The sequence below is a fragment of the Aetokthonos hydrillicola CCALA 1050 genome, assembly GCF_017591665.1.
In the GTDB taxonomy this organism is placed as follows: Bacteria; Cyanobacteriota; Cyanobacteriia; order Cyanobacteriales; family Nostocaceae; genus Aetokthonos; species Aetokthonos hydrillicola.
The window spans coordinates 17,175-34,154 of sequence record NZ_JAAKGC010000037.1 but is presented as its reverse complement, the minus strand read 5'-3'; the positions used below and the strand labels follow the sequence as shown (position 1 = coordinate 34,154).

The 16,980-nt window shown below is 40.8% G+C and carries 15 protein-coding genes; 5 read left to right on the top strand and 10 right to left on the bottom strand.

What is annotated here, in order from left to right; translation table 11 throughout:
- Positions 1–253: 253 nt before the first annotated feature.
- The gene (locus tag G4P69_RS19175) at positions 254–1,009 is read left to right on the top strand and encodes a hypothetical protein (RefSeq protein ID WP_208341021.1); all 756 of its coding nucleotides are present in this window, start codon (positions 254–256) and stop codon (positions 1,007–1,009) included.
- Between the two features lie 62 nt (positions 1,010–1,071).
- Here the strand turns inward: G4P69_RS19175 and G4P69_RS19170 are convergent, their stop codons facing one another.
- Positions 1,072–2,499 (bottom strand): RNA-guided endonuclease InsQ/TnpB family protein, encoded by a 1,428-nt coding sequence (locus G4P69_RS19170; RefSeq protein ID WP_310834065.1) that lies wholly within the window; start codon positions 2,497–2,499, stop codon positions 1,072–1,074.
- A 61-nt stretch (positions 2,500–2,560) separates the two neighbouring features.
- Between G4P69_RS19170 and G4P69_RS19165 the strand changes: the two genes are divergently transcribed.
- Complete coding sequence (locus tag G4P69_RS19165; protein ID WP_208350890.1) at positions 2,561–2,728, top strand: hypothetical protein; 168 nt, start codon at positions 2,561–2,563, stop codon at positions 2,726–2,728.
- A 536-nt stretch (positions 2,729–3,264) separates the two neighbouring features.
- Here the strand turns inward: G4P69_RS19165 and G4P69_RS19160 are convergent.
- Positions 3,265–4,149, bottom strand: a complete 885-nt coding sequence (locus tag G4P69_RS19160) for a hypothetical protein (RefSeq protein WP_208344919.1) — start codon at positions 4,147–4,149, stop codon at positions 3,265–3,267.
- Positions 4,150–4,259: 110 nt separating this feature from the next.
- On the opposite strand from G4P69_RS19160, the gene G4P69_RS19155 reads away from it, so the two are divergent.
- Positions 4,260–4,499 carry a hypothetical protein gene (locus G4P69_RS19155; protein WP_208344920.1) on the top strand — a complete coding sequence of 80 codons (240 nt, stop codon included), beginning with the start codon at positions 4,260–4,262 and terminating at the stop codon, positions 4,497–4,499.
- 32 nt (positions 4,500–4,531) lie between these two features.
- Here the strand turns inward: G4P69_RS19155 and G4P69_RS19150 are convergent, their stop codons facing one another.
- The 8 genes from G4P69_RS19150 to G4P69_RS19115 form a co-directional block, all read right to left on the bottom strand.
- Positions 4,532–4,780: a CHAT domain-containing protein gene (locus G4P69_RS19150; RefSeq protein ID WP_208344921.1), complete on the bottom strand. Its 249-nt coding sequence runs from the start codon at positions 4,778–4,780 to the stop codon at positions 4,532–4,534.
- On the bottom strand, positions 4,780–5,172 hold the full coding sequence (locus G4P69_RS19145) for a type II toxin-antitoxin system death-on-curing family toxin (RefSeq protein WP_208344922.1): 393 nt from the start codon (positions 5,170–5,172) through the stop codon (positions 4,780–4,782). Before G4P69_RS19145 ends, G4P69_RS19150 begins: the two co-directional genes overlap by 1 nt.
- Entirely contained in the window at positions 5,169–5,396 is a 228-nt protein-coding gene (locus G4P69_RS19140; protein ID WP_208344923.1) for an AbrB/MazE/SpoVT family DNA-binding domain-containing protein, read from the bottom strand. The genes G4P69_RS19145 and G4P69_RS19140 overlap by 4 nt, the downstream gene beginning before the upstream one ends.
- Positions 5,397–5,624: 228 nt before the next feature.
- A complete protein-coding gene (locus tag G4P69_RS19135) occupies positions 5,625–8,348 on the bottom strand; it encodes a CHAT domain-containing protein (protein WP_208344924.1) in 2,724 nt (907 codons plus the stop codon).
- Positions 8,349–8,367: 19 nt separating this feature from the next.
- Positions 8,368–9,180, bottom strand: coding sequence for a DUF928 domain-containing protein (locus tag G4P69_RS19130; RefSeq protein ID WP_208344925.1), 813 nt, complete (start codon positions 9,178–9,180; stop codon positions 8,368–8,370).
- Between the two features lie 6 nt (positions 9,181–9,186).
- The gene (locus G4P69_RS19125) at positions 9,187–10,875 is read right to left on the bottom strand and encodes a CHASE2 domain-containing protein (protein ID WP_208344926.1); all 1,689 of its coding nucleotides are present in this window, start codon (positions 10,873–10,875) and stop codon (positions 9,187–9,189) included.
- Between the two features lie 38 nt (positions 10,876–10,913).
- Positions 10,914–11,834, bottom strand: a complete 921-nt coding sequence (locus G4P69_RS19120; RefSeq protein ID WP_310834066.1) for a CHAT domain-containing protein — start codon at positions 11,832–11,834, stop codon at positions 10,914–10,916.
- Positions 11,835–11,857: 23 nt separating this feature from the next.
- A complete protein-coding gene (locus tag G4P69_RS19115) occupies positions 11,858–14,533 on the bottom strand; it encodes a CHAT domain-containing protein (protein ID WP_208350888.1) in 2,676 nt (891 codons plus the stop codon).
- Positions 14,534–15,046: 513 nt separating this feature from the next.
- Here G4P69_RS19115 and G4P69_RS19110 point away from each other — a divergent pair.
- Both G4P69_RS19110 and G4P69_RS19105 read left to right on the top strand, forming a co-directional pair.
- Positions 15,047–15,967: a hypothetical protein gene (locus G4P69_RS19110; RefSeq protein WP_208350887.1), complete on the top strand. Its 921-nt coding sequence runs from the start codon at positions 15,047–15,049 to the stop codon at positions 15,965–15,967.
- Between the two features lie 33 nt (positions 15,968–16,000).
- Positions 16,001–16,852, top strand: coding sequence for an Rpn family recombination-promoting nuclease/putative transposase (locus tag G4P69_RS19105; RefSeq protein ID WP_208350886.1), 852 nt, complete (start codon positions 16,001–16,003; stop codon positions 16,850–16,852).
- Positions 16,853–16,980 lie beyond the last annotated feature (128 nt).

Sequence of the window (16,980 nt, the reverse complement as noted above, 5' to 3'; positions counted from 1 at the left end):
TGAGCGATCGCGTCTGAATATAATTTCACCAATCAGCAATTCAACAAGAACCACCACTTCGTTGATAACTAAGATCTAAAACACGCTGTTTTTCGGAAAAATCGCAAAAGCTGTTGAAGAATTACTCAAGCAGAAACGCGAATTCTCGTTTTTAGCGAACTCCTTAAAGAAGGAGTCATAATTCATTCTGACTCCTGACTCCTGACTCCTGAATTCTTTTATCCACACTTATCTAGAAAAGGATTATGTGCTAATGACTGATTCTGTGATAACGCCTAGCCTGGCTAGTACTTTTGCTTTCTCTCAAGGAGAATTAATCTTCTCGAATTTCAGTAAACCCTTTTCAATAATTGAAAAACAGAATCACGGTGACGCTTTTCCTACATCCAGCGGTGGTGTTGTAGCAGCTCAAAATCTTCATGCAGTTATAAACGTCACAGATAAACCACCATCAGCATCTACTTCTGCCGTAAGTCAAGCGTTTGGCAATAGTAGAGACTATACAGGAGGTGCAAAGACTATAGCTACAATCATAGCTAACTTTGATATAGAGGCAGGAAAAATCTTTTCGTTTCAGTTCTCGACGACTCTAGACTTACAAACAAAAATACATGATCAAAAAATAGAGAAATCCCACGTATCTGGAGATATTTCATTTAGATTATTTGATACGACTGATATACCCAAACAAAATCTTCAGAATTTTCTTTCCTCATTGTTATCTGATAACGCAACTTCCAGCATAAAAAAGAGTCCATTAGACTTCTTTATTCTCAATGGAAATTTAATTACTATAGGTAATAATGATTCTATTAAATACGAAAAAAGCCCAAACATTCTCCTAAATAATGGAGAAAAGAAGTTTAATGTTGGAGGAATACAAGAAGCTGCTAAAGTTTCTTATAAGGGTTCTTTTCAACGAGCCTTTGCTAAAGAAACCAATTTAACTTTAATAGCCTTGCGGAGGAGCGAAGCTGGAGTTGCAGCATCTAAAAACCCAATTATATAGCAGTCACTGAATCCAAGATTTTCAACGCTTTCTGAAACTCTTGCTTAAACCACCAAGGTGAACTACCCACAGTGCCGCAAGCGGTCACAGTGGGCTTCTGACACCCTGAAAAGGGCTATCAGAACTTCCTTCGAGGTACTAGCTTTCGCAGTAGAAATAACTACTTTCCCTTTCCGGCTTTTTATTGTGGGGAACAGTCCCAGCCCCACACGCTTTATGTTAATGGATGCATTCACATCACGGTCAACATAAAGCAATTCTTGAAGGTCAAAATAAGTCCTGATTGAACAATCGGTGAAAACAAGTTCATCCCGATAGCACAATAACTGTGAAGTGTAAGCAGGATTTACCTTTACTACAGATGCTCCAGCTTTTGAGGCTATGTAGTCCAGTGTAGTAAAGAATTGACCAAAACCAGCATCCAACCAAGATTTATTTAACCCTGATTTGGCGCTTTGTCCATTTGAAAGAAACTTTCCTGACTCGTCCTTTTTGGTTTTATTGCGCTTGGTAAGACCGCGTAAATTTAAGTCTTCATGAAAGAAAACTTTCTTCCCAGTACGCACCAATTTATGAGCAGTTTTATAAGCGTGGTCTTTACGGGAACGCGCGATACGTTGATGTTCCCGTGCTTCCCTTTTTGCTAGCCTCCGACGGTTAGCACTACCCCTTTTCTTAGTTGCCTTACGCTTAGAAACCTTGGCTAGTCTACTTTGAGACTTACGGAAAGATTTAAGAGAGGGTAGCTTTTCACCCTCTGAGGTTGCCAGGTAATCAGCCTCATGGAGTACCGCATCCATGCCCAAAGAATTGTCCCAAGTAGGGGTGATTTCGTCAGGGTTAAATACTGGTACTGTTGGATCTTCGAGACAAATAGTTGTGTACCAACCATCTGCTTTACGGGTTAAAAGAATATTTTTGAAGGTGAAACCATTGGGTAAGGGTCGATGTAGTCTTACTTTCAGCCATCCCTTGAGCTTTGAAATTGACAGGAATAACCAGTATGACTCTACTCGTTCAACGGTTACAGCAGAAGCCTCAATTTTCATGGTGCGGAAACTAACCGTGTTTTTGAATCTAGGTTTACCGCTTTTCTTTCCGTTACCGTCACCAAGAATGAACCTATCAAACGCTTTTTTAACTCTGTCTGAGACATCTTGCAAGGTTTGAGATGGTACAGATTTAAAATCCAGTAACTCGCCAGAATGACGAACTTTGATTAAGTCTTTTTTGAGTTCTGGTAACAGCTTTTTCTGGCTGTAAAAATCTGGATTGTCTCTCAGACTTGGAGGAGCAACAGAGCAAGAAATTAAGCAGTATTCTCCTTGAGGAAGAATTACATAATTTCTGTTTAATTCCCACCAATTAAATCGATCTCCTAGCTGCCAGTTGTACCAGTACCGGCAAATTCTTAACCATTCGTTAAGTTCTAGTTTTTGATTGGTGTCTGGGTAAGCTCTGTATTGGTAATTTAGCAGCGTAAGAATCACCTCCCTTGTTTTGTTAACTGTATCTATGATAGCATAAGTGTGGGATAGATAGGGGTACAAAATGAAAAATAAAGAGTTAAAGATTCGGATATCAGAGCGTAGATTAAATAAGGTACGCTTATATGCTGCATGGAAGGATAAAACTATGACTCAAGTCATGGAAGAATGTATTGATGGATTACCCATGCCAGAGCTTGGCAATTCCTCAACCACCTCACTCCCTGGTTGAGTTGCAGTCAACTATGGTCGGAGGCGGTTTCGTCATTGCCCCAAAATTCATCCCACAAGTCAATCCGGAGTACCGGATTCAGATGTGGGGCTTCTTTTGGATCAAGCTAAATCCTCTTTAGATATAGAACTAAGCTGTTGCGCATTTAATTTGTATATAGGACAATATGCAATACTGCTCGGTTAAGCCAAAAGTTGAAGTCGAATGTAGGTTGGGTTGAGGAACGAAACCCAACATTGACAAGGGTTTATTGGGTTTCGCTAACGCTCTACCCAACCTACGATTTTCCTTAACCGAGCAGTATTGGGACAATATGGTTGAGTTAAAGCCTAAAACCTAAAATTGCGTAGGTTGGGGAGCCAGTTCTGCAGGAGGGTCTCCCTCCGTAGGAATCTGGCGTTTGAGGGACGAAACCCAACATTTTTAGGATTTCGTTGGGTTTCGCTGACGCTCTACCCAACCTACCACTACCACTCACCTTAACTGAATTTCTTCAGCCTCAGTGCGCGATCGCTACCTAATCTTTTACGCAGTTGTTAACCAGATTTTTGCAAGTCGGTAATACTGCAATCAAATCGAATTTTTCTCCCAAACAACCCCACAAAAACTCTACCATTTTCAAGTATCTCTAGTACGATTACCCTCTCATCTCTGTACTTTATTTGTTCGCTACCTCGATATAAAAAGCCATCACCTTTTTTAATCTCTGGGGCAACCTTTTCTACCTGTGCTTGCAAATACTCAGTACATTCTTTCTGTGCTGCGTTAAACACACTATTTTCTAATACATCTGTACTAAATGCTGGAATTGTTAGCTTTTGTACTGGATTAGCTTCAAAATATTGGGTTAGAGCTTGCTCTAGGATTTGTCTAGGAGATAAATTATCTTCTTGTTGCTTCGCTTCAATCTGTAACCCGATGGTTTCAGATACTCTTGGGAGCTTATATTCTCTGGGTTTGCCATCTGTTGTATTAGCAGCGCCAGTATATATCCAAGGGCTTTCGGGTTGTTTGGGTAGTCTATGCTCTTTAATGATATCTTCGGCTAATTCTATGCTGCACTCGTCTAATTGTGCGATCGCCTCCAATGCAGCAGCGTTTTTAGGTCGTGCTAATTTCTTAAGTGTAGGGACATCTAATTCTTCTGCTACGGGAGGTTTCAGGGATGCTGCTGCTTCTTGTGCTTTCACCACTTGGTTGATTACTGGTAAAGACATTCCTAGCTCGCGAACCCAAGCAGCAAACTTTTTCCCAAGTTCTTCTTTATATTGCGACGCTTTCTCGCCAATCGCTTTTTGCAGGTCATCTACTGCTTTGTAGAGGAACGTTAGTACTTGTTCTGGTTCCATTGCACTCTCTAGTTGAGAGAGGAGGTCGGTGAATAATGTGGGGGAGTTGCAGTCTAGTGTGATTTGTGTCATAATATCCGAAGATATTTGTATTTACTGGGTCACCACATAGGATTGCTATTCCTGGTGGTGATTTTTCCCAGCTCAGATTATAATACCAGTAAAACTACAGATAATCAAGTATGACTAACAAAACTTTACATAATCCTCCAAAACAAGAATACCTTCAATTTTTGATGTCGAAGGAAGAAAAAGCTAAGCTAAAAGAAATAGCTGCAAGCAAAGGTGTAAGTGCTGCTGAAGCTCTCAGACAATTGATCAATGCCTATGAAATCCCTTTAAGTGATAAATTGAAGTATAAATCTAGACTGTCTGAATGTTACGTTTCTTTAGATGAAGAAGATCAACTATTATTAGGTTAGAGATCAATTCCAAACCTCTACAACGGAAATGATTATTCAGCCTCACCAATAAAAACAAATGCTGCCCAATCGCTACGATTAGGGTATTTCTTCATAGTTGCTAGCATCGCTTGTCGCAGCGCGTGTGCTTTATCACGGTTGTGTTGTAACTGACGATAAAACTCTGGCATCAGAAATGCAGTTGATTGATCCGGTACTCGCCACAAGGAAACAACAAGACTTGGTACACCAGCAGTTATAAACGCCCAGTGAATAGACCCGAAATAATCCTTGCACCGCATTACAGCAATTGCTCAGCATATTTTGCTAACCAAAACTGCAAAGCATTTTCGTCAATCTCCCCAGAGGCTAAACTCTCCATCACTAATACTATTTCCGGCTCCGGTGCATTGAAACTATAAGCATTCAAACCCAAAAAAACATACATCGCCATAAAAGCTGTACGCTTATTGCCATCTATAAAGGGATGATTTTTACACAAAGCAAAGCCATAAGCCGCCGCCAATTCGAAGAGCGAAGCCTCCGGCTGATAAGAAAATTTATGCCGGGGACGGGCTAAACTCGCTTCTAATAACGCAGGATCTCTCACCCCAGATAAACCGCCATATTGAGAAATTAAATCTTCATGGATAGAAAGCACCATCTGTTGTGTTAGCCAAGTTGGCTGATTCACTTAGCGAGTTCCTTCAACGCGTGACGAAACTTCTGGCTACCTTCCCGATAAATGACCATCGCTTTCTCAAACTCAGGGTCATAAGGACTAAGCTGGAGTCCATGTTCTGTTTCCGTCACAAATAAGGTATCCCCTTCGGAAAGGTTGAGTTTTTCTAACAACTCCTTAGAAAATGTCACCCCTACTGAATTACCAATTTTGCGTAACTTTACGGTCTGGATCATGAAACTTTCCACTATGTAATTACGAGTGTGACTACGATCTTAACCTTAAATTCCTAATATCTTGCGATCGCACAGCAGTTCTCGTCCGAATTTCAAACTTGTCTCACCTAGCAGCACGTCGGATAACTTCTTCTATTTCCCGAATTTCTTGATCTAGACGTAGACCATGAGGGATTGGTGTTATGATTAATACTTTCTGTTGCACCAGATCAACTCCTGCTAAACGATTTAGTCAGCTTCACCAATAAAAACAAAAGCAGCCCAATCGCTAGGATTAGGGTATTTTTTCATAGTTGATAGCATCGCTTGTCGGAGTGCATGTGCTTTATCACGGTTGTGTTGTAACTGACGATAAAACTCTGGCATCAGAAATGCAGTTGATTGGTCTGGTACTCGCCACAACGAAACAACAATACTTGGTACACCAGCAGTAATAAACGCTCTTGGTAAACCTATCACACCATCTCCTGTTATCCTACCCCAGCCTGTATCGCAGGCACTTAGTACCACTAAAGAAGCATTTAGTTTCAGCTTTAATACTTCATTCGCACTGAGCAAACCATCATCACCTTTTGAAGGTGCAAGTGCTACTTTTCCTGGGATTATTTGTGCATCTCCTAAATCATCCAGCAAGCCGTGGGTAGCCAAGTGAATAATTCTTGCCTTTTGCATCCGTTGTTTGACAATAGCTAAAGTTGCTTGTTTCCCTGTGAGTGCTTGTGTTTTTAACAGTTGGGCAATAGTATTAGCTTCCTTTTGTGCGCCTGGTAGTGCTTCTAGAGGTTGTGGTGGCTCTCCAATTCTGGGGGGTACTTTGGGCATAGTGGGATTACCAACTATGAGAGCATCCCCTAGAGATTTTTCAACAGTAGATGATGGGGGTTGTAATTTGAGTTTTTGTTGATGGATTAATTCGAGGACTTGGATGGATGGGGCAATTGAGATAGTATGTTTCTCAATCAGGAAATTCCCCTTCTGGTCTTGGAGAGCAGCAAATGGAACCAGAAAAAGGGACTCATGGGGAATGAAGATGACGCTAGAGTCAGGGTTGGTGGGTAGTTGTTTTTCAATAGGTTGAATCAGCAATTGGTACATTTGCTGCAAGCAATTGTTTCCCCGACAGCTTAAAGGACGTGCTTGCGGAATAGTGCTATTAGTCTTTCTCCGAGTAGAACAAGTCTTATCAACATCGACTAAGCCTTTAATCTCCGTATCACCAACACCTCGACCTTCTGCCTGGGCTGATGCTGCAACCCGTGTATCTTCTGCTGCGTGCGCCAAACTCGTGTTTTTAATAGTCTTTTTAATGTCAACTTTCTCGAAAGTAACGTCCCCAGTGGGTTTGACGACCCAAATATACAAGTCATCTCTAGCAACGGAGTATTCCACCAAAGTAGAGTTTTGCTGTTTGGCGATTTGTTGGATTTGCTCAAGACTAGGTGGAACTGGTTTATTAGAGAGTTGTTGACGTTGAGTAAGTAATTCTATCAAGGCTTTAGCGCGACCACGTTCGGCAATCAACAGTGCCTCTTGTGTCCGATTTTGGGCAACTAAGGCTTTTTGCAGCAGACGATAGGAAATAGCTTGTGTTTCAAACATCGAGACTTTAAAAGCATCGTTACTGCCTAAGTCTTTCCGGAGAGATTCGAACACTGCTATTGCTTCGCGGAGATTTTCTTCAGATGCTTTTGGGTGGCCAGAATCAAGATGAGCCAGTCCTATATTATTTAGAGAATTAGCCTGCCCTACTCTGTCCCCGATCTTCCTGACAATTTCCAATTGTTTGGTGTGGTAATCTATTGCCCGTTGGTAGTCTCCTGATGAATAGTAAGCATTTCCCAAATTGCCAAGAGAATTAGCCTCGCGTGCGCTATCCCCAATATCGCTTGCAATTGTCAAACTTTGTTTATGATATTCTATCGCTTGTTCGTATTGTCTTAAGCTATCATAAGCTAGTCCCAAATTGCCAAGAGAAGCAGCCTCCGTAAATTTGTCCTTAATATCCCTTGCAATTGTCAAACTTTGGTTGTGATATTCTATCGCTCCTTCGTGGTGTCCTAGATTATCGCAAGCCAGTCCTAAATTGCCAAGAGAAGCAGCCTGTCCTGGTTTATTCCTCATATTCCTTGAAATTTCCAAACTTTTGCTATAAAAGTCTATAGCCTGTTTGTAGCTTCCTAGTGCATAGTAAGCCGCTCCGAGATTGCTAAAAGATTTTGCCCTCCGTGATCCATCCCCAATATCCGTTGCAATTTTCAAACTTTGGTTATGAAACTCTATAGCCTGTTTGTAGTTTCCTAAATTATCGTAATCCACTCCCAGGTTGATAAGAGATTTCGTTTCCTGTTGTCTGTCCCCAATCGCCCTTGCAATTGTCAAACTTTGGCTATGGTATTCTATCGCTTGTTTGTATTTTCTTAAATTATCGTAAGCCAGTCCCAGATTACCAAGAGATTTTGCCTCCTGTTGTCTATCCACAATCGCCCTGACAATTGGCAGTTGTTGGTTGTAGTAATATATAGCTTGTTTGTAGTTTCCTAAATTATCGTAAGCCAGTCCCAGATTACCAAGAGATTTTGCCTCCTGTTGTCTGTCCCTAATCTCCCTTGCAATACCTAAGGCTCGTTTGTAATGACTGACTGCTTGGTGTAGGTTTCTTGTGTTTTGGTATGCTAAACCCAAATTGATGAGGGACTTAGCTTGGGTGGAGTACTCGCGCGTCGCCTGAGCAATTATTACTGCTTTTTGACAGGATTGCAATGCTGCTTGAAAGTCATTCTTTTTCAGATCTGCCCTACACAAATCCAACAGACGATCTGATTCGTTTTTGTTATTTTCTGTGCTTTGAGCTAATACCCTCGTAACTGGGGAAAGCGTCAGCAAATAAGAAATAAAAAAAGCTGTACTACTAGCAAATAAAGCTATCAAAGTTGCGAGTCTTATACTTTTCATTTGCATAATAGTCCTCAAGCTAATTGCTCCTGCTATTTTCATTGGAATTAGGTAGGGAATAAGTCACCCAAGTCTGTGGAACAGGAACATTTGAGGGCGGATGTATTAATAATCGCAACACATTATCCCACTCTGCTTTTATCTGTGTATTTTGTGGTTCGTTATACCGAAGTTCTGCCAGAGTTGTCAGGGTTTCATACCACAAATTAGCCTCAGTATAGACTGATACATGGTTTTTGGCCGATGCTGTTTTCAACTGATTATTTAAAGTGGGGCTCACAGGAATCAGCTTTAGCGTACCCTTAAGTACAGCATCATTCGCACGATTTTGAGGATTGCAAATTGCAGAAAAATTCCAACGATACTCGTTACCTTGCTGAAGCAGACGTACTGTCTCTGGAAGCTTTAAGTTAATAATCCCTGGCTGCTGGTTGAGAACAAAAATTGTCGAATAAACATCTTTGCCTTGGCTATTAATAAGGGTAAACTCTGCATTCAGTCCTGAATAAGGAACATAAAACCAAAATGTGGGACGTTCACTAATTGTCTGCTCAGTAAACGGAATTCCTTCTGCAGTTGAAGGTACTAAAGCGATAATATCTTTATCTAAATTAGAACAGGGACCACGTACTGCTCCCCCTCTTTGACGACCTGTAGGTGTTCCTCCAGGACGAGTACCAAAGAAAAAACGTTTAATTTTTTCAAATAAAACTAATCTGTTTTGTGATTGTTCTGCTTGAACTGGTAAAAAACTGAATAATACATGAGCAAATAGCAAGACAACAATAGAAGCGAGTATTGCTTTTTGAGTAGCAGATATGTTTTTATTCATGGTTTATTACCTTATATTTTTTGGAGGAAATCGGTAAAAACGAGTTATATAAATAGCAGTAAAACTAGTGCCTATAAAAGCTATAATTGGTGGAACTAGAGGTATCCAAAGACTACAGATCCAGAGGCAGATAAAACAAATAATACATATACATAGCACTAAAATTACAAAGCAGAGGGCTATTGGTAAAATCTTCAATCCTCGCCAATAGTAAGCAAGAAAACCACCTGCTAACGCCCAACCCCAAATCCAGATAATTTCTACACCCTGTGGCAAAACACTCAAGAGCGATCGCCTATCAAGTACAGCACTGATAATTTGACTGATCATGTGTCCATGAACAGTAACACCATTGACTGTACCATAAGGTGTAGTCCAATGGTCTGGCGTTCCCTGCTGCTGAGCGTCACTCCCGATCAATACAATTTTGTCTCGTACATCCTCATCACGAAATCGCTTATTTAAAATATCTTCCACTGTTAGCTCTTGGGCGATCTTCCCAGAACTAGTGGCGCGATAATTTAGCAATATCTGATAACCACGATTATCTACATCCTGATACCCTCCGCTAAAGGGTTGTAATGGCTGAAAGACAACACCATCAAGCTCTAAGTCATTTCCAGATTGGAAGGGATCTTGATAATGACTTCTTTTTCCTAGTTCTTGTTGTAAATAGCGACGCGCTAGCAGTAAGCTAAAAGACTGTTGTGTAAGACAAGTAGTTCCAGCTATCCGAGCTTGAAGCATCAGATGGCGACGTACTACACCATCTGTATCGGATACAAAATCACTGAAACCAATATTTTCGGGAAAGACTTCTTTTGGCGGCTCTGGGGATGAATTGCTTTGCTCCTCGATAGCTGGTGTTTTGCAGACAGCAAAAACGTTCTTTTGTTGTAACCGCTTTAATAAATCAGGTACATTAGGATCTGCCGAAAAGGGGCGATATAAATCTAACCCAATCAGTCTTGGCTTATGCTCCTCTAAAGTTGCTAACAAGCTGTTAAGAGAAGGATCTCGTAAAGAACCTTTTCCCCTCTCTCCCCTTTTATCTTGATCTAGAATATCTTTATCAGTAATTTTTACGATTAGCAGACGCTTATCCATCCCTTCATCAGGTCTAGTTTGCATCAGATTGTCAAAGAACTTTAACTCTATCGACTGAAAGACAGCAAAAAACCGTAGCCCTATTAATGTACCCGTTACGCCTAAACTCACCATTAAAATTTTGCGTAAACTAGAACGATTGGGCAAGACTGGGTGTACTTCCTTAACGACTTCTGTTGATGTAGGATGAGATATTATATTCTCTGACTGTTGCGGGATTGCTTCGCTTAAGTGCTGTATTTCTACTGGATCTGTTGCAGTTGAGTTGCTGGGTTCAGTATTGTAATTGTTGTTTAGTTTAGAGAGAATTTTTTCTAGCTTAGGTGCATATTCTCCTCCGCGAAAATCGGGCTTTAGCACCTGACAAAGTTTATAAATCGAGTTGTTTAATTTTCTTTGCTGTAACTGATCAATCAGTTCTATTGCAAAATCACTTTCCGGAATTGTCGATATATTAATTATATGACTCGGATCAAAGCCAATTTCTATACATAATGATCTTCGTCGTTCTGGCGCAGCACGGCTACTGTTTTGTAAAAGTTGTCTGAGGGTTTCTATATCGGCATCATCCAGGTCTTCCAGAGACATAATAAACTGGTGAAAACTTATTTTATAAATTTAAGCTACTAACAATTGAGTTTAGCAATAATCGCTCCTAACTTAGAACTATATCCTCCTCCTTTGAAATCAGACTCTAGTTTTTTACAAAGTTTACAAATCGCTGTTTCTAATCTTCTTTTGTGCAACAGGTCAATAAGTTCTACTGCAAAGTCATTTTCTGCTAACAGTGAGATTGAAGTTAGTTCTCCTGGTTTAACTCCAATTTCTATACTCAATGCTCTTCGTCTTTCTGGTGCAGCGCGTCCACTTAATTGTAAAAGTTCCGTTAGAATTTCTATGTCAACATCATTAAGTTCCTGCTTGGCTTTAGCAGCAGAACTTATCTGTGAATTAACTACGGATGTTGATTGGTTTAACATTTTAATTTTAATGAGAACTGGAATTTCTCCCTCGGAAATGTCTTCTAGCTGAATGGCAACTAAGCCTTCCTGAAATGCTCTTTCAAAGATATCTATATTATTATCTGGGATCTCGTAGCCTAAAGCATCATAAAAACCTTGTGCGAATGCGATCGCTAGTTTATCTTTCATCTCCCGGTTCATGCCGATCGCATAATTAATGTACTGACCAATAGCTTCGGCTGACTTAGCTGAATGACAAGCATTGAGCAGCACACACGTTACGTAATTCGCATGTAACTTAAACAGTTGCGCTAACCCTTCCCCTGAAAGAGGTTTATCATTTCCAGCTTCATCCTCTAATAACAAACTGCCATCCTTTAACCCGTGTCCGCAGAAATGAACTATTTGGGGGCGTTCTTCTGCGATCGCTCTGCGTATATCGTGCGATCGTACAGCAGTTCTCGTCCGAATTTCAAACTTGTCTCGCCTAGCAGCACGTCGGATAGCTTCTTCTATTTCCCGCATTTCTTGATCCAGGCGTAGACCATGAGGGATTGCTGCTAAGATTAATACTTTCTGTTGCACCAGTTCAACTCCTGCTAAACGATTTAGTCAGCTTCACCAATAAAAACAAATGCAGCCCAATCGCTAGGATTAGGATACTTCTTCATTGTTGCTAGCATCGCCTGCCGGAGTGCACGTGCTTTATCATGGTTGTGTTGTAGCTGACGATAAAACTCTGGCATCAGAAATGCTGTTGACTTATCTCCCACTTGCCACAACGAAACAACAATATTTGGTACACCAGCGGTAATAAACGCTCTTGGCAAACCAATCACACCATCTCCTGTTATCCTACCCCATCCTGTATCACAGGCACTCAGTACTACTAACGAAGCCTTCAGATCCAGGTTTAATACGTCATTTGCACTGAGGAAACCATCATCTCCATTTGAGGGTGCAAGTGCCACTTTTCCTGGGATTTGTACATCTTTTAAATCATCGAGTAAGCCATGGGTAGCCAAGTGAATAATTCTTGCCTTTTGCATCCGTTGTTTGACCACAGCTAAAGTTGCTTGTTTGCCTGTCAGTGCTTGAGTTTTTAACAACTCGGCAATCATCTCGGCTTCTTTTTGTGACCATAGTAACGGTTTTAGTTTAGGCATCATGGGATTCCCAACTATTAGAGCATCCCTAAGTGAGTTCTCAGCAGCAGATGCTGAAGATTGTAATTTGAGTGCTTGTTGGTGGATTAAATCGAGAACTTGAATGGATGGGGCAATTGAGATAGTATGTTTTTCTATCAGGAAATTGTGATTCTGGTCTTGGAGAGCAGCAAACGGAACTAGAAAAAGGGATTCATGGGGAATGAAGATTACACGAGAGTCGGGGTTGGTGGGTAGTTGTTTTTCAATTGGTTGAATGAGCAATTTGTACATTTGCTGCAAACAATAGTTTTCCCGACAGCTTAAAGTAGGTATTTTAGGGGTCGGGCTATAAGTCCTGCTTAGGGTAGAACGAGTTTTGTCAACTAAGCCTGAGAGCAGATCATGAGCAGCACCTCGACCTTCTGCCGAATTCGCTGCTGTAACCCGTGTATCTTCTGCTGCTTTACCCAGATTAATTTTTTTAATGTCAACTTTCTCGAAAGAGATCTCGCCAGTTGGTTTGACCACCCAGATATACAAGTCATCCCAAGCAATGGAGTATTCTACCAAAGTAGCGTTTTGCTGTTCGGCGATTTGTTGGATTTGCTCAAGACTTGGCGGAAGTAATGTACTAGAAAGTTGTTGGCGCGTAGCAAGTAGTTCTATTAACGCTTGGGCGCGACCGCGTTCGGCAATTAACAGTGCTTCTGGTTGACGTTTTTGTGCAACTAAGGCTTGTTGCAGGAGACGATAGGAACGAGCTTGTGCTTCAAAGATGGAGATTTTAAAAGCATCGTTACGACCCAAGTCTTTCCGGATTAATTCATATACTGCAATTGCTGTGCGGAGATTTTCCTCAGCAACTTTTGGGTTACCAGAACGGAGATGGGCTAGTCCTAGATTATTGAGAGAAATTGCCTCGAATTGTCGATCGCCTATCGCCTTTGCAATTGCCCAACCTTGGAAGTGGAAATATATTGCCCGTTTGTAGTCTCCTAATGAATTGTAAGCCAGTCCCAGATTGCCAAGAGAACGAGCCTCCCCTTCTCTATTCCCAATAGCCCTTTTGATTACCAAACTTTGGTTGTGGTAATCTATGGCTTTTTTGTAGTCTCCTAATGAATTGTAAGCCAGTCCCAGATTGCCAAGAGAACGAGCCTCCCCTTCTCTATTCCCAATAGCCCTTTTGATTACCAAACTTTGGTTGTGGTAATCTATGGCTTTTTTGTAGTCTCCTAAGTAACGGTAAGCCACTCCCAGATTGCCAAGAGAACTCGCCTCCCATTCTCTATCTCCAATAGCCCTTGCAATTTCCAAACTTTCGCCGTGGTAATATATCGCCCGTTTGTAGTCTCCTAATAATTGGTAAGTATTACCCAGATTGCCTAGAGATTTCGCCTCCCCTTCTCTATTCCCAATAGCCCTTGCCATTTCCAAATTTTGGGAGTGGTAATATATCGCCCGTTTGTAGTCTCCTAATGATTGGTAAGCATTACCCAGATTGCCTAGAGATTTTGCCTCCCCTTCTCTATTCCCAATAGCCCTTGCAATTTTCAAACTTTGAGAGTGGTAATATATCGCCCGTTTGTAGTCTCCTAATAATTGGTAAGCGAGTCCCAGATTATTTAAAGCACCTCCCTCTCCCTTTTGGTCTTCGATGCTTTGGTAAATTTTTAATGCTTGCTCAAAGGAGACTTTAGCCTTTGTTGTGTCTCCTAATTTGTAGGCAACTTCTCCCAAGTTTAGTAACACTTTACTTTCCAACGCTCGCTCTTTGATTGCTTGTGCAACGGCTAAAGCTTCTTCATAATTGCTGAGTGCTTGTTGAAGGTTTCCTGTATTTTGATATGCTAAACCCAAATTGCTAAGGGACTTAGCTTGGGTAGAGCGATCGCCCGTCGCCTGAGCCGTCACTGCTGCTTGTTGACACGACTGCAAAGCTGCTTGAAGCTGATTCTTGTTGATATTTTCTCTACACAAATCTAACAGCCGTACTGCTTCTGAAGTTTTAGTTTCTGTGCTTTGAGCTAACACCCTCTGGATGGGAGACAGCATCAGCAAATTGGAATTCAAAGACGTTACACTACTAGCAATCAGAGCTATCAGTGTAGCAATGCTTATGCTTTTCAATTTCATTATTTCAGCAGATTAAAAACCCAATATCATCATGCCATTTAAGGGTAAGACTGTTTTTTTGTTTACAATCTTTTTATAATCACCGTGATTCTCACAAACTTGTAGCAGTTACCCACTGTACAAAATAGAGATCATGTGTATTAACGGATAATAGTTGTTTCCAACTTGTAAGGAATTCATCCGTGTAACGTATGAAAAACTCCCATTAGAGGAAAACTCCTCGCTTGAGACTCTGGTAGATAACTTATCTATATCCTATCAAGATGTTTGCAATAACTTTACAAAAAAAGTCCGCAGCATCACTTAAAATTAATGATTAAGAATGTAGTTATTATCTTTTTTTGGGTGCAAAAAAAGACAACAGCGTACTTTATGGAATAGCGGAATGCTTTTCTGTAGAACCTGCAAGAGTCGTTGGAAAAATACTTAGACTCAATAATGCTGTTAGTACGTTGTTAGTTGCACCTACCACAGCACACAGCTAATTGAGTGAATATATATAAGAAAGGTTCCATGAAACGATTTGCTAAGAGGTTTTTGCTACTAGTTAGTCCATTACTAGCTACTTCTGCACTCCTGACTTCACCTAGTCAGGCTGCAACTTTTTCTTCTTCCCAAGGAGCATTAGATCTTTTCGACTTCACTGAAAACTTTTCGACAACCGAGAGCCAAAATTTGGGTAACGTATCTGCTGTTGCTAATGGCGGAATCGTGAATGCTCAAAATATTAAAGCTGTTGCAAATATTACACCGAACCCATTAGAAGTTTTTACATCTGCTACAAGTGTAGCTAATGGTGACAGCAAAGATTATTTCGGAACAGCAGACGCAACAGCTAAAATTATTGGGAATTTCAATGTAGACCCAGGAAAAGTCTTTTCTTTTAACTTTGCATCTGCTTTAGATCTAGAAACACAAATAGATAACCCACCCGCAGAAAACGCCAGCGCATCAGGGAAGCTTTCTTTCTTCTTATTAGATACAACTAACGTACCGCAAAACAACCTGCAAAACTTCCTTGCTGACTTGTTATCAAGCCCAAGTAACAGCATTCCAAACAATGCCCTAGATTTCTTTTCTCTATCCGGAAATCTAAATACTCAAGGTGGCGGCGATTTTATCACAAGCCAAAAAAGCCAAAACGTTACCTTTACCACTGAAGATAAAGATTTTAGTTTTGGTGGAACGCAAGAATTTGCGACAGATTTTATTGAGGGTTCTTTACAACGTTCTTTTGACCGCAAAGCAAATTTAACTTTAGTCGCGGTAAGAAGTACTCAGTCTAGAGTAGTAGCACCAGAACCTTCGTTGAATTTTGCACTAGTCTTATTTATTGGGTCACTTGTTTTTGCTGCCAAACACAGACGTAGGGGGCATATAAAAGTTGGGGGAGAGCTACTAGAAGAAAGTTACGGGCATAAGATAATTGAGTAATTATGCTCAAAGATAAATTAAGTAAAATCTTTCATGCGTCGGGATTCAATCTTTTACAAACTCTTTCAACAATCTCCCATTCTGCTATTTGAATTATTGACAAATCCGCCGAGTAATGCAAATGCTTATCGATTTGATTCTGTCGCTGTCAAAGAACCAAAATTTGAGATTGATGGTGTGTTTCTTCCACCAGAAAATGAAGGTGCAGGAGTTGTATATTTCTGTGAAGTGCAGTTCCAAAAAGATGAAAAGCTCTATGAAAGAGTATTTGCAGAATCCTCTTTATATTTCTACCGAAACCGTGACAGATTCAGCGATTGGGAAGCGGTAATAATTTACCCATCCCACAGTATCGAACAAAGTGATATTCATCCTCATCGGAATCAACTCAATGGAGACCAAGTACATCGGATATATTTGGATGAATTGGGAGATATTCGCTCTTTACCTATATGGGTCGCATTGATGGTGTTAACTACGGTAGAGGATGAATTTGCACCACAGGAAGCGAGGTATTTGCTTGAGCGTTCTGCTGTTGAGGCGAATGAAGGAGTAAGTCGCGCCATAATGGAGATGGTGACGACAATAATGGTGTACAAGTTTGAGCAATTAACTCGAACGGAGGTAGAACAAATGTTAGGAATTACACTCAAGGAAACAAGAGTTTACAGGGAAATTAAGGAAGAAGGACTGCAAGAAGGAGAACAAAGAGAGCGATCGCTTGTTGTGCGTCAACTAACTCGACGGGTAGGGGAATTACCGCAAGATGTGCGATCGCGCATCGAAACTCTGTCTTTGGAACAATTAGAAAATCTTGGGGAAGCGTTACTCGACTTTCAAGCAATGGCTGATTTAGATGTTTGGTTTAGCCAGGAAGGTGTTTAGATAGTCTCTTTCATCAATGCTTTTGACGAAACGAAAGCAACGCAAAATCAATCCTTGGATCTAAAGGCACCGAAAAGGTACTCGAAATGCCTGGAAACTCTCATTGTCTGGAATTATCAAGATTGAGG